The 18,553-nt window shown below is 52.8% G+C and carries 17 protein-coding genes and 1 pseudogene; 10 read left to right on the top strand and 8 right to left on the bottom strand.

Annotated elements, in window-relative coordinates; genetic code table 11:
* The 6 genes from ACMHXE_RS17580 (at position 1) to ACMHXE_RS17555 (ending at position 7,915) form a co-directional block, all read left to right on the top strand.
* Complete coding sequence (locus tag ACMHXE_RS17580; RefSeq protein ID WP_208142858.1) at positions 1-3,246, top strand: efflux RND transporter permease subunit; 3,246 nt, start codon at positions 1-3, stop codon at positions 3,244-3,246.
* A gap of 1 nt (position 3,247) precedes the next feature.
* Entirely contained in the window at positions 3,248-3,466 is a 219-nt protein-coding gene (locus tag ACMHXE_RS17575; protein WP_101056374.1) for a DUF2892 domain-containing protein, read from the top strand.
* 76 nt (positions 3,467-3,542) lie between these two features.
* Entirely contained in the window at positions 3,543-3,863 is a 321-nt protein-coding gene (locus ACMHXE_RS17570; protein WP_224867614.1) for a rhodanese-like domain-containing protein, read from the top strand.
* A gap of 535 nt (positions 3,864-4,398) precedes the next feature.
* On the top strand, positions 4,399-6,771 hold the full coding sequence (locus ACMHXE_RS17565) for a S8 family serine peptidase (protein ID WP_101056375.1): 2,373 nt from the start codon (positions 4,399-4,401) through the stop codon (positions 6,769-6,771).
* Between the two features lie 187 nt (positions 6,772-6,958).
* Positions 6,959-7,309, top strand: coding sequence for a VF530 family DNA-binding protein (locus ACMHXE_RS17560; RefSeq protein WP_165564920.1), 351 nt, complete (start codon positions 6,959-6,961; stop codon positions 7,307-7,309).
* Between the two features lie 132 nt (positions 7,310-7,441).
* On the top strand, positions 7,442-7,915 hold the full coding sequence (locus ACMHXE_RS17555) for a hypothetical protein (protein WP_146225981.1): 474 nt from the start codon (positions 7,442-7,444) through the stop codon (positions 7,913-7,915).
* Here ACMHXE_RS17555 and ACMHXE_RS17550 read toward each other — a convergent pair.
* From ACMHXE_RS17550 to rssA, 7 genes are all read right to left on the bottom strand, one after another.
* Entirely contained in the window at positions 7,908-8,756 is an 849-nt protein-coding gene (locus ACMHXE_RS17550) for a hypothetical protein (protein WP_224867583.1), read from the bottom strand. The genes ACMHXE_RS17555 and ACMHXE_RS17550 overlap by 8 nt on opposite strands.
* Positions 8,757-8,766: 10 nt before the next feature.
* Positions 8,767-9,384, bottom strand: a complete 618-nt coding sequence (ribA, locus tag ACMHXE_RS17545; protein ID WP_025011143.1) for a GTP cyclohydrolase II — start codon at positions 9,382-9,384, stop codon at positions 8,767-8,769.
* A gap of 168 nt (positions 9,385-9,552) precedes the next feature.
* Positions 9,553-9,909: a YibL family ribosome-associated protein gene (locus tag ACMHXE_RS17540; protein ID WP_025011144.1), complete on the bottom strand. Its 357-nt coding sequence runs from the start codon at positions 9,907-9,909 to the stop codon at positions 9,553-9,555.
* Between the two features lie 150 nt (positions 9,910-10,059).
* Complete coding sequence (gene nrdG / locus ACMHXE_RS17535) at positions 10,060-10,533, bottom strand: anaerobic ribonucleoside-triphosphate reductase-activating protein (RefSeq protein ID WP_101053095.1); 474 nt, start codon at positions 10,531-10,533, stop codon at positions 10,060-10,062.
* Between the two features lie 89 nt (positions 10,534-10,622).
* The gene (nrdD, locus tag ACMHXE_RS17530; RefSeq protein ID WP_101053093.1) at positions 10,623-12,740 is read right to left on the bottom strand and encodes an anaerobic ribonucleoside-triphosphate reductase; all 2,118 of its coding nucleotides are present in this window, start codon (positions 12,738-12,740) and stop codon (positions 10,623-10,625) included.
* A 209-nt stretch (positions 12,741-12,949) separates the two neighbouring features.
* Positions 12,950-13,693 (bottom strand): hypothetical protein, encoded by a 744-nt coding sequence (locus ACMHXE_RS17525; protein ID WP_101053091.1) that lies wholly within the window; start codon positions 13,691-13,693, stop codon positions 12,950-12,952.
* Between the two features lie 176 nt (positions 13,694-13,869).
* Complete coding sequence (rssA, locus tag ACMHXE_RS17520; RefSeq protein ID WP_101053089.1) at positions 13,870-14,817, bottom strand: patatin-like phospholipase RssA; 948 nt, start codon at positions 14,815-14,817, stop codon at positions 13,870-13,872.
* A gap of 232 nt (positions 14,818-15,049) precedes the next feature.
* Here rssA and ACMHXE_RS17515 point away from each other — a divergent pair, with 232 nt between their 5' ends.
* The 4 genes from ACMHXE_RS17515 to ACMHXE_RS17500 all read left to right on the top strand — a co-directional run bounded on the left by ACMHXE_RS17515 (position 15,050) and on the right by ACMHXE_RS17500 (position 18,275).
* Positions 15,050-16,405: a DEAD/DEAH box helicase gene (locus ACMHXE_RS17515; RefSeq protein WP_101053087.1), complete on the top strand. Its 1,356-nt coding sequence runs from the start codon at positions 15,050-15,052 to the stop codon at positions 16,403-16,405.
* Between the two features lie 47 nt (positions 16,406-16,452).
* Entirely contained in the window at positions 16,453-16,890 is a 438-nt protein-coding gene (locus ACMHXE_RS17510) for a DUF3010 family protein (protein ID WP_234596313.1), read from the top strand.
* 4 nt (positions 16,891-16,894) lie between these two features.
* Positions 16,895-17,404 carry a M48 family metallopeptidase gene (locus tag ACMHXE_RS17505; protein ID WP_101053083.1) on the top strand — a complete coding sequence of 170 codons (510 nt, stop codon included), beginning with the start codon at positions 16,895-16,897 and terminating at the stop codon, positions 17,402-17,404.
* Between the two features lie 331 nt (positions 17,405-17,735).
* Entirely contained in the window at positions 17,736-18,275 is a 540-nt protein-coding gene (locus tag ACMHXE_RS17500) for a hypothetical protein (RefSeq protein ID WP_165564917.1), read from the top strand.
* Positions 18,276-18,401: 126 nt separating this feature from the next.
* Here ACMHXE_RS17500 and ACMHXE_RS17495 read toward each other — a convergent pair.
* Positions 18,402-18,553 (bottom strand): annotated as a pseudogene (locus ACMHXE_RS17495) (IS30 family transposase); the annotation flags it as partial.

Below are 18,553 nucleotides of genomic sequence, written 5' to 3'. Positions count from 1 at the left end.
ATGGCTAATCACAGCGAAAATAACACCGGCATCTCCGGCCGCATTGCCGCCAGTTTCCAGCTCAGTGCCATTACGCCGCTGCTGGCCTTGCTGGGCTTGTTGCTGGGGATGTTTGCCATTATGGTCACTCCCAAGGAGGAAGAACCTCAGATAGATGTGACCTTTGCCGATGTGTTTATCCCCTTCCCCGGCGCCACACCGACCGAGGTCGAGCAGTTGGTTACCCTGCCGGCAGAAGAAGTGATCTCGCAGATAAAAGGCATAGATACCCTCTACTCCTTCTCGCAGCCCGATGGCGCAATGATCATCGTCATCTTTGAGGTGGGTGTGCCCCGCAACGAGGCGATAGTCAAACTCTACAATCAAATCTATTCCAACCTGGACAAGCTGCCCAGAGCCGCGGGTGTGGGCGATCCCTTGATAAAACCCATGGGCATAGACGATGTGCCCATTGTCAGCCTGACTCTCTGGTCAGAAGATCCCAATGTCTCGGCTCAGCAACTGACTCATGTGGCCCATGGGCTCGAAACCGAACTCAAGCGCATTCCCGGCACCCGAGATGTCGAGTCCATGGGATCCCATGAGTTGGTGCTCAATGTGCGCATCAATCCGGCCAAAATGAGTTTTTATGGTGTCAGCTTCGATGCCATCAACCGGGCGCTCGGCGCCAACAATGCGGTCTCCATGCCCGTGTCTCTGGTGCAGGATAACCAGGAGATCAAGGTGCAGACCGGCCAGTTCCTGCGTTCGCTGGAGGATGTGCAGCAACTGGTGGTCGCGGTGCACAATGATAGCCAAGGCAAAGCCGCCCCAGTGTTCCTCAGTGATATTGCCGATATCAGCCTCAAGGCCGATGTCCCCCTCTATGGCGCCTGGCATCAAAACGGTCACAGCGCCGAAGCAGAAGCTAAAGGCGTCTTCCCGGCAGTGACCATAGCCATAGGCAAACAACCGGGTGAAAACGCCGTGGATGTGGCCGATGCAATCCTTGCCAAGGTGGAAAAGAGCCGTAACCTGCTTATTCCGGACAATGTCAATGTCACTGTGTCACGCAACTATGGCGTGACGGCGGCTGACAAGTCCAACACTCTGATCTTCAAGTTGATCTTTGCTACCGCCGCTGTGGTTATCCTGGTGGTGTTCACCATGGGAATGCGCGAGGCACTGGTGGTGGGTGTGGCGATTGTCATTACCCTGGCGATTACCCTTTTCGCCTCCTGGGCCTGGGGCTTTACCCTCAACCGGGTATCCCTGTTTGCACTGATCTTCTCCATAGGTATTTTGGTGGACGATGCCATAGTGGTGGTGGAGAACATCCACCGTCATATGGCCATGGGCAAACGCAGCCTGAGTGAGCTCATTCCTGCCGCCGTGGATGAAGTGGGTGGCCCCACCATTCTGGCGACCTTTACCGTTATTGCGGCATTGCTGCCGATGGCCTTTGTCTCTGGGCTGATGGGCCCCTATATGAGCCCTATTCCCATCAACGCCAGCATGGGCATGTTGATCTCCCTGGCGGTGGCCTTTGTGGTCACCCCCTGGCTCAGCCACAAACTGCTCAGACACAAGGGTGGCGAGGGACATAGCGACAATGCCAGCCCTGTGATGCTCAGGCTGTTTACCCGGCTTATCAAGCCATTCCTCGAGAGCCGCAAGGCCCGAGTAGGCATGGCCGCCGGCGTGTTTGTGCTGATAGGCATGGCTGTTGCCCTGCCAGTTGGCCAGTTGGTGGTGCTCAAGATGTTGCCCTTCGACAACAAGAGCGAATTCCAGGTGATGGTGGATATGCCGGAAGGCACGCCGGTGGAGCAGACAGAAAAAGTCCTCAAGGCCTTGTCCGATTATCTGGTGACAGTACCCGAAGTGCAGCATCTGCAGCTCTATGCCGGCACCCATGCCCCGATTAACTTCAACGGCCTGGTCAGGCATTACTTTGTCCGCAACAGTCAGGAGCTTGGCGATATTCAGGTCAATCTCAGTGATAAACAGCACAGGGACAGAGACAGCCACAGCATAGCCCTGGCGGTGCGCGGCCCGCTGCAGCAAATCGCCCGGGGCTTCAACGCCAATGTCAAAGTGGTGGAAGTGCCCCCCGGCCCGCCAGTGTGGTCGCCGATTGTGGCCGAGGTCTATGGCCCCAGCCAGGATATTCGCCAGCAGGCGGCCAGGGAGCTGCAGTCCCTGTTCCAGGCGACCGAGGATGTAGTGGATATCGATATCTTCCTGCCGGCGGCACAACAGAAATGGCAGGTGCTTATCGATCGCAGCAAGGCCAGTCTGCTGGGCGTACCCTACGCCAACATAGTGGATCTGGTGGCCACCGCTGTCGGCGGCAAGGATATCAATGTGCTGCATAAACCGATGCAGAAACGCCCAGTGCCAATTCGCCTGGAACTACCTGAGGCCGACAAACTGGATTTGACTTCAGTGCTTAACTTACGCCTCGACAGCCTCCATGGCGGCACTGTGCCCGTGGCCGAATTGGTGACAATCCGCAAAGGACAGATAGACGCGCCCATCATTCACAAGAACATGATCCCGATGATCATGGTGATTGCCGACATGGCCGGGCCACTCGACAGCCCACTGTACGGCATGTTTGAAATGGCGGCGGATATCGACTCAGAAGGTGGCCTTGGTTTCAACCAGCACTATTTCAGCCAACCCGATGGCCTGGATGCCATCAGCGTACTCTGGGATGGCGAATGGAAGATAACCTATGAAACCTTCCGTGATATGGGCCTGGCCTATGGGGTTGGCATGATTGCCATCTATCTCCTGGTGGTGGCCCACTTCCGTTCCTATCTGGTACCGCTGATTATCATGGCGCCTATCCCCTTGACCATTATCGGGGTCATGCCGGGGCACGCCTTGCTCGGCGCCCAGTTCACCGCCACCTCCATGATAGGCATGATAGCGCTGGCGGGGATCATAGTGCGTAACTCCATACTCTTGGTGGACTTTATCAACCAGGAAACCGCTGCAGGAGTGCCATTTGAACAGGCGGTCATTCACTCGGGCGCCGTGCGGGCCAAACCTATTATGCTCACCGCCCTCGCGGCCATGATAGGCGCCATGTTTATTCTGGATGACCCGATCTTCAACGGTCTGGCCATCAGCCTTATCTTCGGGATCCTGATCTCCACCCTGCTAACGCTGGTGGTGATCCCGGTACTTTACTATGCCCTGATGCGCAAGCGCATCGACTCAGTGATCAACCAGGCCCAGGCGGCCAAAGGAGCTTAAAATGTCTGTAGAACGTGCCACTATGGCCTTTGCCGGATTTATGGTGATGTTGTCATTACTGTTAACCGCCACTGTCCATCACAATTTTGTATGGCTAACTCTGTTTGTTGGCGCTAACCTATTCCAAAGTGCTTTTACCGGCTTTTGTCCTGCCAGCATGCTGATGCGTAAATTCGGTATGAAAACGGAGGCTGAACAAGCCAAGGCCAATACCCACTGATTAAGGAATGTAAGTGAAGATAATAACCCGTACCCAGCGCCAATTCTTGTGGCTAACGACTCTGCTTTTTGGTGTATTGCTGAGCCTCAGCGTTCGTGCCGAGCAGATGGTTCCCGAAGTTGCGCTGACCAAGGTCGCCCAGGGCGCCATGCTGGTGGATGTCAGAACCCCGGAGGAATACGCCGAGGGACATCTGCCAGAGGCGGTTAATATCCCCTTTGAGCAGATAGCCGAAACCTTTGCCAAACAGGGCATTGCCAAGGACACCCCGGTAGTTGTCTACTGCCGTAGCGGGCGCCGCTCAGGTATCGCCAAAGAGTCGCTGGATAAAGCCGGCTATCAGGAAGTCTATAATGGTGGCGGCTATGATAGCCTCAAGGCCAGCGCCGGTAACTAGCTGACCAGATAGCCATTAAGTACTGCGCCTCTCATGCAACAGGGCCCACTCAAGTGGGCCTTCTCATGAAACGATTAACACAAATAATCAACAATCCCCAAGATAAAATGCAAGTGTCAAAAATGCACTTTTAGTCAAAAAGTCGCCTTTACCCTATACTAAAGTCTTCTTTTCGCAACTATTGTTCTTAAAAGTAATTGCTTATATCAAATTAAAATAACAGGCTTCATTAACTTTATAAATCAATTAATTGCACCTTAATTACATATCAGATTTCAATCCATCCTCACATCGACTCTTATTCAAGCCCGGCAAAATTTCATGCAATCGGCAGTGATGCACTTGGTAACATAAAACGCTTGATTGAATTTATATTCACAAAAAGCAAAATACAACCAAGCTGAAATAGAACGCCATTCCGTTAACATTTGTTTTACATGAATTTTTCGTGACGGTAGATTGCAAAAGGGTCATTTCAGTGAATGCTGAAATGTCCGAGGACAATAAACCAAGATCTGATACACGGAAGACAAGTATGAAAAAAATAACAAATAAACAGTTGGCCCTGAGTCTGTCCATGCTGGCCCTGGCAGTCTCTGCCGGTGTTCATGGCGCACCTTTCAAACCTCAAGCCAATGATCTGTCACAGCAGTCGCCCCTGCCCAAGCGCTATATCGTTAAGTTCAAGGACAACAACGGCCTGCAAACCATGAGTGGTCAAAGCGAACTGAATCAGGTATTCGGCCAGCACAGAGCGCTTAACGGCGTTAAGGCTCGCGAAATGAAGCGCATTGGTCGCAGCCACAGCTACAGCGTCAAGTTGGATAACCCAGGACTCAAGGCGCTGCGTGCCCGCACCGATGTGGAATATATCGAAGAAGATATGCCCCGCCGCTTGTTGAGTGAAACCACGCCCTGGGGGCAAACCTATGTCGGCGCGACTCAGTTGGCCGATAACCTCAGCGGTAATCGCACCATATGTATCATAGACTCAGGCTATGATCGTGCTCACCAGGATCTCAGTGGCAACAATGTCACAGGTACCAACAACTCGGGCACCGGAAACTGGTTCGAGCCGGGCAATAACAATGCCCACGGAACTCACGTTGCCGGCACCATAGCCGCCATCGCCAACAATGAAGGCGTGGTTGGGGTGATGCCGAATCAGAACGCCAATATCCATGTGATCAAGGTATTCAACGAGTCAGGTTGGGGTTACTCCTCTTCACTGGTATCCGCCGTGGATACCTGCGTCGACAATGGCGCCAATGTGGTCACCATGAGCCTGGGTGGCTCAGGATCCAGCACCACTGAGCGCAATGCCATGACCAACCACTTTAACAATGGCGTGCTCTTGATTGCCGCGGCCGGTAACGATGGCAACAACACCCACAGCTACCCGGCTTCCTATGATGCGGTAATGTCGGTGGCCTCGGTCGACAGCAACAAAGACCATTCGGCCTTCTCCCAGTACACCAATCAGGTCGAAATCTCCGGCCCGGGTGAAGCAATCCTCTCAACCGTGACTCGCGGCGAAGGACGTCTGGCTGATATTGTCATTGCCGGTCAGTCGCTGTTTGCCGAAGGGGTGGTGCCTCACAACCGCTTTGTACCATCGGGCAGCAACTATGTGCCCTCACCCATCAGCGCCAGTGCCAGCGGCGAACTGGCCGAGTGTGACACCAGCGCTGGCAGCTACAACTGCGGCAATATGACGGGCAAAGTCTGTTTGGTGCAACGTCTGGAAAACCAAGGTGCCGGTTATCCCGAGATCAATGCGGTTCGCGCCTGTAACAACGCCGGTGCTGCAGCGACTATTGTCTACTCCAACAGCACTCTGCCCGGATTGCAAAACCCCTTCCTGGTTGACTCAAACACTGAATTGACCAAGGCTTCTGTGTCTGTAGACCGTGAAACCGGTCTGGCGCTACGTAACCAAATCGGTCAGCAGGCCAGCGTATCCAACACCACCGGCGAAGACTATGAGTACTACAACGGTACTTCCATGGCGACGCCACACGTATCCGGCGTCGCAACTCTGGTATGGAGCTATCACACTGAGTGTAGTGCCGCCCAGGTGCGTCAGGCGCTGAAAGCCACCGCCGAAGATCTGGATGTCCCCGGTCGTGACGATCGCACCGGCTATGGTTTGGTCAATGCCGTGGCTGCCAAGGAATATCTGGATGCCTCCTGTAATGGCCCGAGCGATCCCGGCACGCCAAGCGATGGTCAGTTGGAAAATGGAGTGGCGGTCAACAACCTAAGCGGTGCCAAAGACGATGAACTGCACTTCTTCCTCGATGTGCCAGCCGGCGCTTCCAACCTGAGCTTCAACCTGAGTGGCGGCACAGGTGATGCCGACCTTTACATGCAGTACGGCGCGGCTCCAACCACCAGCAGCTTTGATTGTCGCCCCTGGAAAGGCGGCAACACTGAAAGCTGTTCGGTCAACAGTCCTCAAGCCGGTACTTACTATGTGATGGTTCGCGGTTACAGCAGCTTCAGCGGTGCCAGCCTGGTGGCTAGCTACACAGGCTCAAGCAGCACCAATCCAGGTGGCGGCGCAGCGAGCTACACCAATGGTGATAATGCCAATATTCCCGACAACAACAGCACAGGTATTACCAGCCCCATCAGTGTCAGCCGCAGCGGTGATTCGGGTGTGGTCACTGTAGATGTCAGCATAGTGCACCCTTACATTGGCGATCTGCAGGTTGAACTGCACAGCCCCAATGGCCAGATTGCCGTGCTGCACGACAACACAGGCAAAGGCACCGACAATATCATCCAGAGCTATTCGGTCGATATGACAGGTGTCGAGTCCAGTGGTACCTGGCTGCTCAAGGCCGTCGACTCGGGTCGCCGTGACCTAGGCTACATCGACAACTGGTCACTGCACTTTAAATAATCTCTCTTTCAAGGGGCCGCTACGGCCCCTTTTTCCTCTCTCGATGGTTTCCCTTGGCTAAAGATCTGCCGAGCATGTATCTGCCGGACAGTTTGACGCAACTTTTTCAACCTTTTTGCAAGGCATTTGAAAAGCTTCTCGGTTATACTGGCGCCGCTTTTATAACACCAGCTACCAAGGCCCATTGATGACAGCTTCCAATTCCCCTCAAGCCAACAAAGATCCCCTGCACGGCCTGACCCTCAAGGCGATACTCACAGAAATGGTGGAACAGTACGGCTTTGATGGTCTGGCACAAAGGATAAGAGTGCGCTGCTTCAGCCATGATCCCAGCATTAAGTCGAGTCTAACCTTTTTGCGAAAAACCCAATGGGCCAGGGAAAAACTGGAACGCCTCTATCTGACCAGCAAGGGCTTGCCCATTCCGCCTCACCTGCTGGGCAATTCAACCCCGGCAACACGGGAAAAACCGGCCCAAAAAACCTGTGCCGACAAGCCTCAGACCAATGCCCATATCTGGGGCAAAAAAACTGACTAACCCGGCCCTGATACAACACGCAACCCGCTATATTTTTAACCAATTTTGCTTCAAAGCTGCTAAAGTTCTTCCCCTTGCAGCCGATAAGTCGTTATCGACTATCAGCACGAACAGATGCCGCCAGGGAGTTTAATGATGAACATTGCAGGCTTAGGTCAAATCGCCACTCAGGGAACCGGTTCCCGCAGCCTGAGTGAAGTCACTGTGGTCGCCAAGGGCACAGCCAAGGAAAGCACTGCCACAAGTTCGGACAGCCAGGATAAAGTGAATATCTCTTCTGCCGGCCGCAAGGCGCTGGCGGATGATGTGGGTGGTCAATTGCACCGAAATAATTCGGCGCAAACCTCAGAAGCGCAGGAAGCCGCCGAGGAAGATACCTCGGGTATGTCTGAAATTGACAAGAAGATTAAGGAACTGCAGAACAAACTCAAGGAGTTGCAACAGGAGTTGCAGCAGCTAAATGGCGATGACTCTGAAGCCGCCGAGATAAAGCGTAAACTGCTGCAAGATCAGATAGCCGCCGTCAGTGGCCAATTGGTCGCCTTAATCAAAGAGAAAACTCACCAGGACAAGAACACCGCCACTGAGGGCTCAGCCCTCAGATAGGCATGCTGAACAGCAGGCGCCAGATCTCCAGCCCGTCACCACTACGGTAACTGATCCCCAATCTGTCTATGCCAAGCACTGGCTTGGCAAGGGCCAGGGTGGCACCCAACTCAATACTGCCGGACACCAAGGTATCCTGGTTGAGATCGCCGGCAAACTGTAACTGGTCAAAATACCAATAACCCAAAGCAAACACCCTGGGCTGCATCTGTAGCCCCTGCCAGGACCAGTGATAAGGCAAGCCGATATCCACTCCGGTTTGCAATACGGAAAAGCTCTGACTGATGCTGAACGCCCGTTCACTGTAGGCAGCAAATTTCAGTCGGGTCACCCACAAAGAATCTGCCCGCCACAACTCAAAAGAGCGCAAGCCACTGATGCCGGCTGCCATGATGGCGACATTACCACCTTGGTCGAAATTACTGCCAAAACCGAGATCGCCATAGGCCTCCATGCGCCAGTTTTCATCCAGACGCCAACGCTTTTCAAAGCCTGGGGTCACGGTCAAGGTACCAACACTGGAAGGCAATTCGAACTCACCGGCATCTTCAAGGCTATAGTTGAAAAAGCCTACAGAGATAGGCAGGCGCAGCAAGAACTCCGTGTCCTCACTCTGCTCCAGCGTAAAGTCCAGCGGTAAGCTGATGACGGTAGCATCCTGTTCGGACGCGCGATAGACCCCGCTGCCCAGATAACTGCCAAAGGCATAGTGGGAGTTGTCCGGCGGCCGAGCGTGGCTGGGAGACTCTTGGGCAAAGATTGGCGCGGCAAGTAGCAAAAGCCCCAGGGAAGACACACTCAATAAACCAACTTGGGTCGATGCTTTCCCCGGTGACTTCATCTTTGCCGACTCAGTCCTGATGACCTTCGGTGAAATGATACTCAGACATCATATGGCCAAGCTCAGTAGACTTGGTCTTGAGGTAGGCTTCGTTATAGCGGTTTTTGCCAACCTGCAGCGGCACCCGCTCGACAACTTCCATGCCGACATCTTTCATCGCCTGCACCTTGCGCGGATTATTTGTCATCAACCTCACCTTATGAACGCCAATTTTTTCCAGCATGGGCGCAATCATATCGTACTTGCGCATATCAGCCGGAAAGCCCAGGCGCTCATTGGCTTCCACTGTATTGGCGCCATCGTCCTGCAGCTCGTAGGCTCGAATTTTGTTCAACAGCCCTATGCCACGACCTTCCTGACGCAGGTAGAGAATAAAGCCCTGACCGGCTTCGGCGACATTTTGCATCGCGGTCTGCAGTTGAAAGCCACAGTCGCAGCGCAGGCTGAACAGGGCATCTCCGGTGAGACATTCCGAATGGATCCGTCCCAGCATGGGTTTATCGGCTTGGAGCTCACCAAAAGTCAGCGCCACATGCTCTTTACCGGTTTCAGTATCCTCGAAACCATGCATGGCAAACACCCCCCAAGGGGTTGGCAATTTGGCGGTGGCGATAAATTTAATAGACATGAATTAACCTTAACGACTGCTCTCATTCCCTGAGACGGTTAACATCCTTCAAAATCAAGATAATAGTGAAGCGCGCTCAGTACTCAGGCCGGTCATTTTATGCGTTTTTACCACCGACCGGAATACCCAAGTGAATTCATTGGTTATTATCTGCTGTCACGGCGGCAGTTAAAATGCCTTGGGTGCAAACCCGGTAACGGCAGTAATACCCATTTCTCTGCCCAGCGCTGTCATAGGATGCACAACGACCAACCCCCGGACAGACTTCTTGAGTTTGCCCATGTCGGCCTGTTCGGCTTTGGTGAGTTCGCGGCTAAAAGGCAGATCGCGAATAGACTGCCCCTGTTTGCCAAGCTGCCGACTCTGCTGCCCCTTGATGGCTGCAATCCGCTTGTTGACGGCGGCGATTTCCCGCTGAAACTGGGCAATGATAGGACCATCGCCACGTTGCTCTGCGGCAGCCAATTTACGGCGATACTGATCCAGCTTATCGTTGAGCTGTTGCAGCTCCTGCTTCAAATTCATTCTGTTACCTTACAAAATCCCGGCACCTGAGAATGGACGGCCTGGTTGCCGTAAATGTGCCGGACAGAAGTATAACAGCAACTCAAGCTCAGGTGACGGGGTTTTTTAGCAGGGAAAAGCAATTGTGTTAACCAGTTTTCACTTTTGTACTTATTGAGGGTCTTTGAGCAGGTGTATCACCTGATTGGCCGAACCACGAAACTTCAATGAGGGGTCCGCTTGCTCCTGCATGAATTTGCCATCCACCAACACATGAACAAGCCCGAGCAATTCCCGCTGCGCCGGACTGAGCTCATCGAGACGATAACCAGTCCAGAGCCAGACATCCTTTCCCGGGCATTCGTCCCGCACCCGCAGCAGCAAGGCCTTGATGGCGTCAAGATTGCCTGGAAATAGTGGGTCACCGCCGGAGAGTGACAGGCCCCTTCTCGGGATCCGGCTATCATTGAGATCGGCAATAATCCTGTCAGACATCGCCTGGTCGAAAGAATGCCCGGAGCGGGGATCCCAGGTTGACTGGTTATAACAGCCCCGGCACTGATGTTCACAACCGGAAACAAACAAGGTTACCCGGGTGCCCGGTCCATTGACCACATCCACGGGGTAATACTGATGATAGTTCATAGCTATATCCACAAGGCGCCCCTCGGGGCGCCTTTATTTAGGGAAAGAGGCAAAAATCCAAGCGTAAGTACACAGAGTACTGTTTTACGTTAGAGATGCTTAACCCGACGCTTGACCTCTTCCTGCTTACCGTGGTTGAAGGGTCTGGCATCCGGGCTGCCGAGATAACCGCAAACCCTGCGGGTCACAGACACCCGGCTGGGCTCATGGTTGCCACATTTGGGGCAGGTAAAGCCCTTGCTGGTACAGATAAACTCACCGGTAAAACCACAGTCGTAACACTCATCTATCGGTGTGTTGGTTCCATAGTAAGGCACCCGGCTGTAGCTGTAGTCCCAGACATTCTCAAGCGCTTCCAGGTTGTGCTGCATATTCGGGTACTCGCCGTAGCAGATGAACCCCCCATTGGCGAGCTCAGGATACGGCTGTTCGAAGTCGAGTTTGTCGTAAGGATTCACCTTTTTCTCCACATCCAGGTGGAAACTATTGGTGTAATAGCCCTTGTCGGTGACCCCATCAACCAGGCCAAAACGCTTGGCATCCAGCTTGGCAAAACGGCTGCACAGGCTCTCGCTCGGTGTGCTGTAGAGGCTGAAACCATAACCGGTTTCCTCTTTCCAACGCACTGTGGCCGCCTTGAGGTGAGCCACTATGGCAACCGCTTTCTGCCTCAATGCTTCATCGTCAAACACATGGGTGTCTGTGCCATAAAGCGCATTGATTGTCTCATGCAGACCAATGTAGCCCAGAGAAATGGAAGCACGGCCGTTTTTGAAGATTTCGGCAATGTTGTCATCACCGCGCAGACGCACGCCGCAAGCCCCTTCCATATAGAGAATGGGCGCCACTCTGGCCTTGACGTTGGCCAGACGTTCGATGCGGGTATCCAATGCCTTGCGGGCCATCTCCAGCCTTTGATCCAAAATGCGATAAAACTCGGCTTCATCGCCCTTGGCCTCCAGCGCCACCCTCGGCAAGTTCAGGCTGACTACACCTAAGTTGTTGCGACCTTCATGCAGCAGTTCACCGTTTTCCTCATAGGTGCCAAGGAAACTGCGACAACCCATAGGAGTCTTGAATGAGCCAGTAACCTTGACCACCTGCTCATAGTTGAGAATGTCCGGATACATGCGAATGCTGGCACACTCGAGCGCCAACTGCTTGATATCGTAGTTGCAGTCACCGGCCTTGTGGTTGATACCATCACGAATGGCAAATACCAACTTGGGGAAAACCGCTGTCTTGCGGTTCTTGCCAAGGCCTTCCATACGGATCCGCAAAATAGACTCTTGGATCAGCCGTGACTCCCAGCTGGTACCCAAACCGAAACCGAAGGTAACAAAAGGCGTCTGACCATTAGCGGTATGCAGGGTATTGACCTCATATTCCAGCGACTGGAAGGCGTCGTGACACTCTTTCTTGGTTTGCTCTGTGGCAAACGCCTTGGCATCGGTAATCCCCCACTTGAGCGCCGTTTGATAATGCTTGTCGTAGCTCTTGGCCACAAAGGGGGCCAACACTTCATCTATGCGGTTGATTGTAGTGCCGCCATAAATATGGCTGGCGACCTGGGCGATGATCTGCGCGGTAACTGCAGTGGCAGTAGAGATGGATTTTGGCGTTTCAATCTCGGCATTGCCCATCTTGAACCCTTGGGTCAACATGCCACCGAGATCGATCAGCATACAGTTGAACATAGGGAAGAAAGGCGAATAGTCGAGATCGTGATAATGGATCTCACCGGCTTCATGGGCGGCAACCACATCCTTGGGCAGGATATGATGTTTGGCATAATGTTTGGCGACAATACCGGCCAGGAGATCTCTCTGGGTGGGGATCACCTTGGAGTCTTTATTGGCATTTTCGTTGAGCAGGGTCGCGTTGCTCTGCTCGACCAGGCCGCGGATCTCCAGATTCAGTCGGCTGCTGGATTCACGGCAGATATCTCTGTCATGACGATATTCGATGTAGCTACGGGCCACTTGCTTGTACGGCCCTTCCATCAACAGGTTTTCGACCCTGTCCTGCAACTCCTGGATATTGACCTCGGCCTTGTCGGTTACCGCCTGGGTGACCAACGCTGCAACTGTGGCCGCATAGTCTGCATCTTCTATACCGCAGTGGCTAGAGGCTGCCAGCACCGCATCCCTTATCCTTGTTTCGTCGAACTGAGTACGGCACCCGTCCCGCTTAATCACTACCGGCATTTCTTTAATCTCCATGTTGTTTATTTAACACCATATATAGTGGTGTTTTATTAACCAAGCACTATATGTGGAGATTAAGCGACAAATCGCTCTTCAATACCATGATCTGGATCATGGTATTGAAGAGGATGAACAACACTATGGGATTAGTGCCGACGAGCACAACTTGTAGAGATTTTTCCCTTGACCGAGCTCCAAACGGCCGCTAGTCAGTATCTCTTTACCAAGGCCAGATAACTGTTGATTTGCCCACTGCCCTGCTGCTGGCTGCCCATAGCTGCGGCGGTGCGCATCAACGCGCTGACACCACTGAGCCGGGACAAGAGTTGAGGCTCTTGCTGTGCGGAATCGGCCTTGACCGCTGGCTTGCTGCTGTTGCCATTGTCGCTCTTGGCGGTTTGGTTTTCGCCCTTGAGCACGGCATCCAACTGAGCCGCCACCTTATTGGCCGCCAAAGAGCTCGATGGGGTATACATCATCCCCATATTACCCATCAAGCTATCAGCTCCCTCAAGTGCGTTGAGCAAAGGGCTTTGGCTGGCCTGTTGTCTGAGCAGACCAATCTGGCCTTGAATAAATTCCTTTAGACTGACGTTATCCTTGGTATCGACTCCCATCAGGCCACTGCCCTGTAATTTGGCCATCTGACTCTCAGACAACAGCCCTTCGTCGCCGAGGCGCGCCAACAGCTTGGGTAAATCGGCACTGCTGAACTGGCCTGAGCCAAAAAACTCCTTGGCCAACTCCTGCAGCCGCGCGGCTCTTTTGCCATCGTTGGAGAGGGATATGCTGTCCTGCCTTATGTTTGCCGAGGCTGAGCCCTGGCTTTTGTTGTCACTGACAGTTTCAGTGTCGACAACCGAGAGGCCGCTGCCGCTGGTCAAACGATTGTTGACGCCATAGGCATCGACCCCGGACAATCTGGGATCCACAGAGGAATGGATAGGCTGCATGTCAGTTTTCCGTCATATTGGCGTCCAACTGGTTGTTTTTAAGACAAGATTGCTTGGAAAATGTCAAAAAAACGCCCTTGAAGCGCCTTGATGCTGATGATGTGCTGACTATGCAGAAAGTGTGCCCACACCGCAGAAAATGTGCCCATACCAAGCATTAACAAAAAGCGCCTGCTTCAGAGACGCCCCAACGCCGCATCAATCAGATGCGAGGCCTGCTGCACCGCCTTCTCCCCGGCGGCAATGGCTTCACTGGCACGGTGAAACTCCATAGTGCCTATGTCAGACACCTTTGGCACGATACAGATATCCGGTGGATCCCCCATCAAGCGCGCGCGCTTGTGGCGCTGCTCCAGAATATCCATCGACTGTGACATCACAGCCAACATGCCGGGTTCGGCCTTATTGCCGAGGGAGAACTTGTCGGTCAGGCCGGAAATATAATCCTTGCCCTTGGCCAACAGATCCATAAAACCACTCTCAGAGGAGTGTTCCGCCACTTTGCTCTGCAATGAAGGTTCTTCGCTATTGAGCGCCACCGGCAATACTTGCAGTTGCTCACGCCTGTGACCATGCAAATCGACGCCTATCACCAAACTTGCACCCATAGCTCTGGCCACAGACACGGGAATGGGATTCACCACAGCGCCATCCACCAGCCAGCGATGCCCCTGACGCACCGGCGACATGATCCCCGGCATGGAACAGGAAGCTCTGACGGCTTGGCGTAAATCCCCCTGACGGAACCAGATCTCCTGCCCTGAGTAGAGGTCGGTTGACACAGCAGTAAAAGGATACTTAAGTTCTTCAATCAGGAGATCACCGATGCGATCTTGAATGGCACTGAATACCTTATCACCACTGATGAGTCCGCCCTTGCCCCAACTAATATCCATCAACCCCAACACATCCCAGCTGGAAAAACTGCGTACCCAGTCTTCCAGCTCTTCGAGACGCTCATTGGCATAGGCCGCACCGACCAGGGCGCCTATGGATGAACCGGCCACCTTATCTGGCTGTACTCCCATGGCTGCCAAGCCTTTGAGTACACCTATGTGGGCCCATCCTTTGGCGGCACCGCTTCCCAGCGCGATACCGATACAAGGGTTATGACTCTGCGTCATCCTCTCTCCTTTATATTTTTCTACCAGTCACGCAGCCTAAGCTTAGACAGCCAAGGCAGCATACACCCGAAGCCAGTACTGCTCCAGATTTTATCCGGCAGGACTCCCGCCACCCACTTGCGACTTTTTTGAACAAAAGTCGCTGCTGTTTCGACACTCCTTTGACTAAATGCATGCCCAGCGCCGTAAAAGCCGTTATAATGTGCGGTCGTTTTTATTGAGGAGTTCACCTTTGCATTTTTCCGATTTTTCGCTGGATCAGCGTCTGCTGCAAACCCTTAAGCATATGGGTATCGATGAGCCTACCGAAATTCAGCGTGAAGCAATTCCCGTGGCGCTGGCCGGGAAAGACCTGATGGCCTCATCCAAGACGGGCTCGGGAAAGACCTTGGCCTTTTTGTTGCCGGCAATGCAAAGGGTGATCTCCACCAAGGCGCTCAGTAAGCGTGATCCCAGGGTACTGATACTCCTGCCGACCCGTGAGCTGGCCAACCAGGTCTACGCCCAGCTGCGTCTGTTGGTTGCCAATACCCAATATCGAGCCATCAGTGTGCTTGGCGGAGAAAACTTCAACGATCAGGCCAAGGCACTGGCGCGGGATCCACACTTTATCGTCGCCACCCCGGGACGGATTGCCGACCACCTGTCACAACGCCATCTGTATCTGGAAGGGCTGGAACTGCTTATTCTCGACGAAGCCGACCGCATGCTGGATCTGGGCTTTGCCCCGCAACTCAAGGCAATCAACGACGCCGCCAACCATAGACGACGGCAGACCCTGATGTTCTCGGCCACTTTGGAACATGAAGAGGTCAATGATATCGCCGCCACCTTGCTCAATGACCCACAGCATGTGGCCATTGGCGCCGCCAATGCAGAGCATCAGGACATACATCAGCGTATTTTCCTCTGTGACCATCTGGATCATAAAGAGGCGCTGCTGATTGAACTGCTAAAGCGCGAGCAACAGCGCCAGGTGATCATCTTCACCGCCACCCGCCAGGATACCGACAGACTGGCCGAAAAGCTCAAGCAAGAAGGCTACAGCGCCGTGGCGCTCAGTGGTGAACTGCGCCAAAGTGCCCGTAACCAGATAATGGATCAGTTCAGCCGTGGCCAGCAGCAAATTCTGGTGACAACCGACGTGGCCTCCCGCGGTCTGGATCTGGTGAATGTCTCCTTGGTGGTCAACTTCGACATGCCCAAGTTTGCCGAAGAATATGTCCACCGTATCGGCCGTACCGGCCGCGCCGGCGCCAAGGGCGATGCCCTGTCTCTGGTGGGCCCCAAGGACTGGTTCAACTTCAAAAAGGTGCAGAGCTTTCTCGGTCGCCGCTTCGAGTTCAGTTCCCTGGAGGGGCTCGAACCCAAATTCAGTGGCCTGGCCGATCCCAAGCGCCAGAGCAGCAAACCCAAGAATACCAAGGCCAGCAAGCCCAAAGGACGCAGCAAGACAGCGGCTAAACCGGGCAAGGCCAAGTCCGGCAGAGATAAGCGCTTTATTACCGGGGTGGATGTGGGCGATGCCCCTATGAGACGTAAACCCGCTCCGGTAGATAACGGCAATGAAAGCGGCTCCGAATCATAAGATTAACATTAGCCGCCGGTGCGGCATGATGAACTACAAGGAATACCATGAAAGTTTGTGCTGTTGAATTAAAAGGCGGCGAAGCCGTCATCTGTTTACTGAGCGCCCAGGGGGACGTATTCAACGTTCCTGATTGCCGCCGTCACTCATTTACCTTGAGCAACCCTGCCAGCCAGGAAGCAATTCGGGAATTCCAATTCGCCTTCAATAAACTGATGGAAGATTATCAGGTCGAACACGTCGTGATTATTGAGCGCGAATACAAGGGTAAGCTGGCCGGCAGCTCTGTCAGCTTCAAGTTCGAGGCGGCCATTCAACTGGGTAAGTTACCGGTAACAATGCTGACACCTCAAAGCATTAAAGAGCAGCTGAAACGCAATCCACCGCAAGTGGACTTCAGCGGCCTGGAGCTGAAAAAGTTCCAGCAAAACGCCTTTGACGCCGCGTACGCCTTCCAGCAGATGCGGATCTACAAGAAGGTCTAAGCCCTTGAACGGTTTTGATTATCTGGCCCACTACAGCGACGAGATAAAACAACAGGTTCAGCAGCTCAGCCAAGCTGGCAAACTGGCTGAATACCTGACAAAACGTCATCCTGAATTACACCAGATCCGCAGTGATAAAGCGCTTTGGGACTATACCCAGGCGCTGAAACAAACTTATCTGCGTCAATCAAACCCGCTCGCCAAAGTGTGTTTTGACGACAAAATCAGCCTCAGCCATCAGGCGCTGGGGCTGCATACCTACGCCGCCCGTAAGCAAGGGCACAAACTCAAGACCAAGAATGAAATCCGTATCTCCTCCCGCCTGAAACGGGCACCCGAAGCCTTCTTGCGGATGTTGGTGGTACATGAACTGGCGCATCTGAAGGAAAAAGAGCACAACAAAGCCTTCTACAAGCTGTGCACCTATATGGAACCGGACTATCATCAGTTGGAATTTGAGTTGCGACTTTACCTCAGTCTTCTGGACGCCAATCAAGACCCTTATCCTGCTTGAATCCCCTCCAGATCCTCAAACAATAGCGGTTAATTGCCAGAGCCGTCGTTCCTTGTTTTTGGAAGCGATAGTGACTCTATGACATTGTGACGCTATGACAAAGCAAATACATGTAGCGGAAAGTCACAGTGATTGACGAAGCAAGGGTTACTCTGCTTCGAATGCCGTCGAATTTATTTATTTTGATATCTATAAACCTGCTTATCTGCTGATAAAGAAGCTTGGCAAGCTATCATTTTTATGGCTAACTTAGCGACGCACTAATAACAGATGGACGCGGTGCCAACATCAAAAAAACATTATAAATATCGTATTAAAGGGAATAATAATTATGATAAGAAGGATTTTAACAGTCCTTGGGGTAATATTTTTTATTAACGCTTGTGCCAGTATTCCACTCGGCACCATGCTCAGCCTGAGTTCTTTCGATGAGCAGGATTTTGCCGAATTAAACCCGCGAGTTATCAGATCGCAAATCCTCATCGATGAACCGGGTAAACTCAAGATTGATGCCACTGAACTGACCCTGGAACTGGATACCAGCCAAGGAATATCCCGGTATAGTTTCCCACTCAAATTGGAGTCTACTCAAGTTATCCCCCAAAATGAGGGCCTCTTCAGCAGCAGTCCAGCACAAAACCATTATCAATTGGCACTCACTGATACGGCAATAAACAGTTTCCAGCAAGTACAAACATTGATAAATACCGAGACACCTACCCAATATAGTTTTTCCATTGATGCAGGTCTTGATGAGATGAGCAAGCCAGTGAAGGAAATTACTTTGTCGGTTATGATCAAACTGACCGAAGAGCAGGGATATCTGACCTTGATAGATAACGCGACACTGAACCTTAAGCAGCAGCCTTGAGCTTGAGCAACAACCTTGAGCATAAAACGACAACAGCCTTAACCCAGGATTTAATTAACACTGAATCCAAAGCAACCAACAACAACTCAGGCGCGAATTCAACTCCGAAGTGCACCACTCGCTAAACTAGGCTGCCTTGCGTAATTCATTGAATACCGCAACAGGTTGCCTGAAGCCGAGGCTCTTTCTCGGTCTGGCATTTAATGCCCGTTCAATCTCACTAATTTGCTTATCTGTTACCGTCCGCAAATCGGTGCCTTTCCGTATGTATTGCCGCA

This window comes from Shewanella sp. BJSY2023SW007, from assembly GCF_047314525.1.
Classification (GTDB): domain Bacteria; phylum Pseudomonadota; class Gammaproteobacteria; order Enterobacterales; family Shewanellaceae; genus Shewanella; species Shewanella chilikensis.
This window is presented reverse-complemented; position numbering and strand designations above follow the sequence as displayed.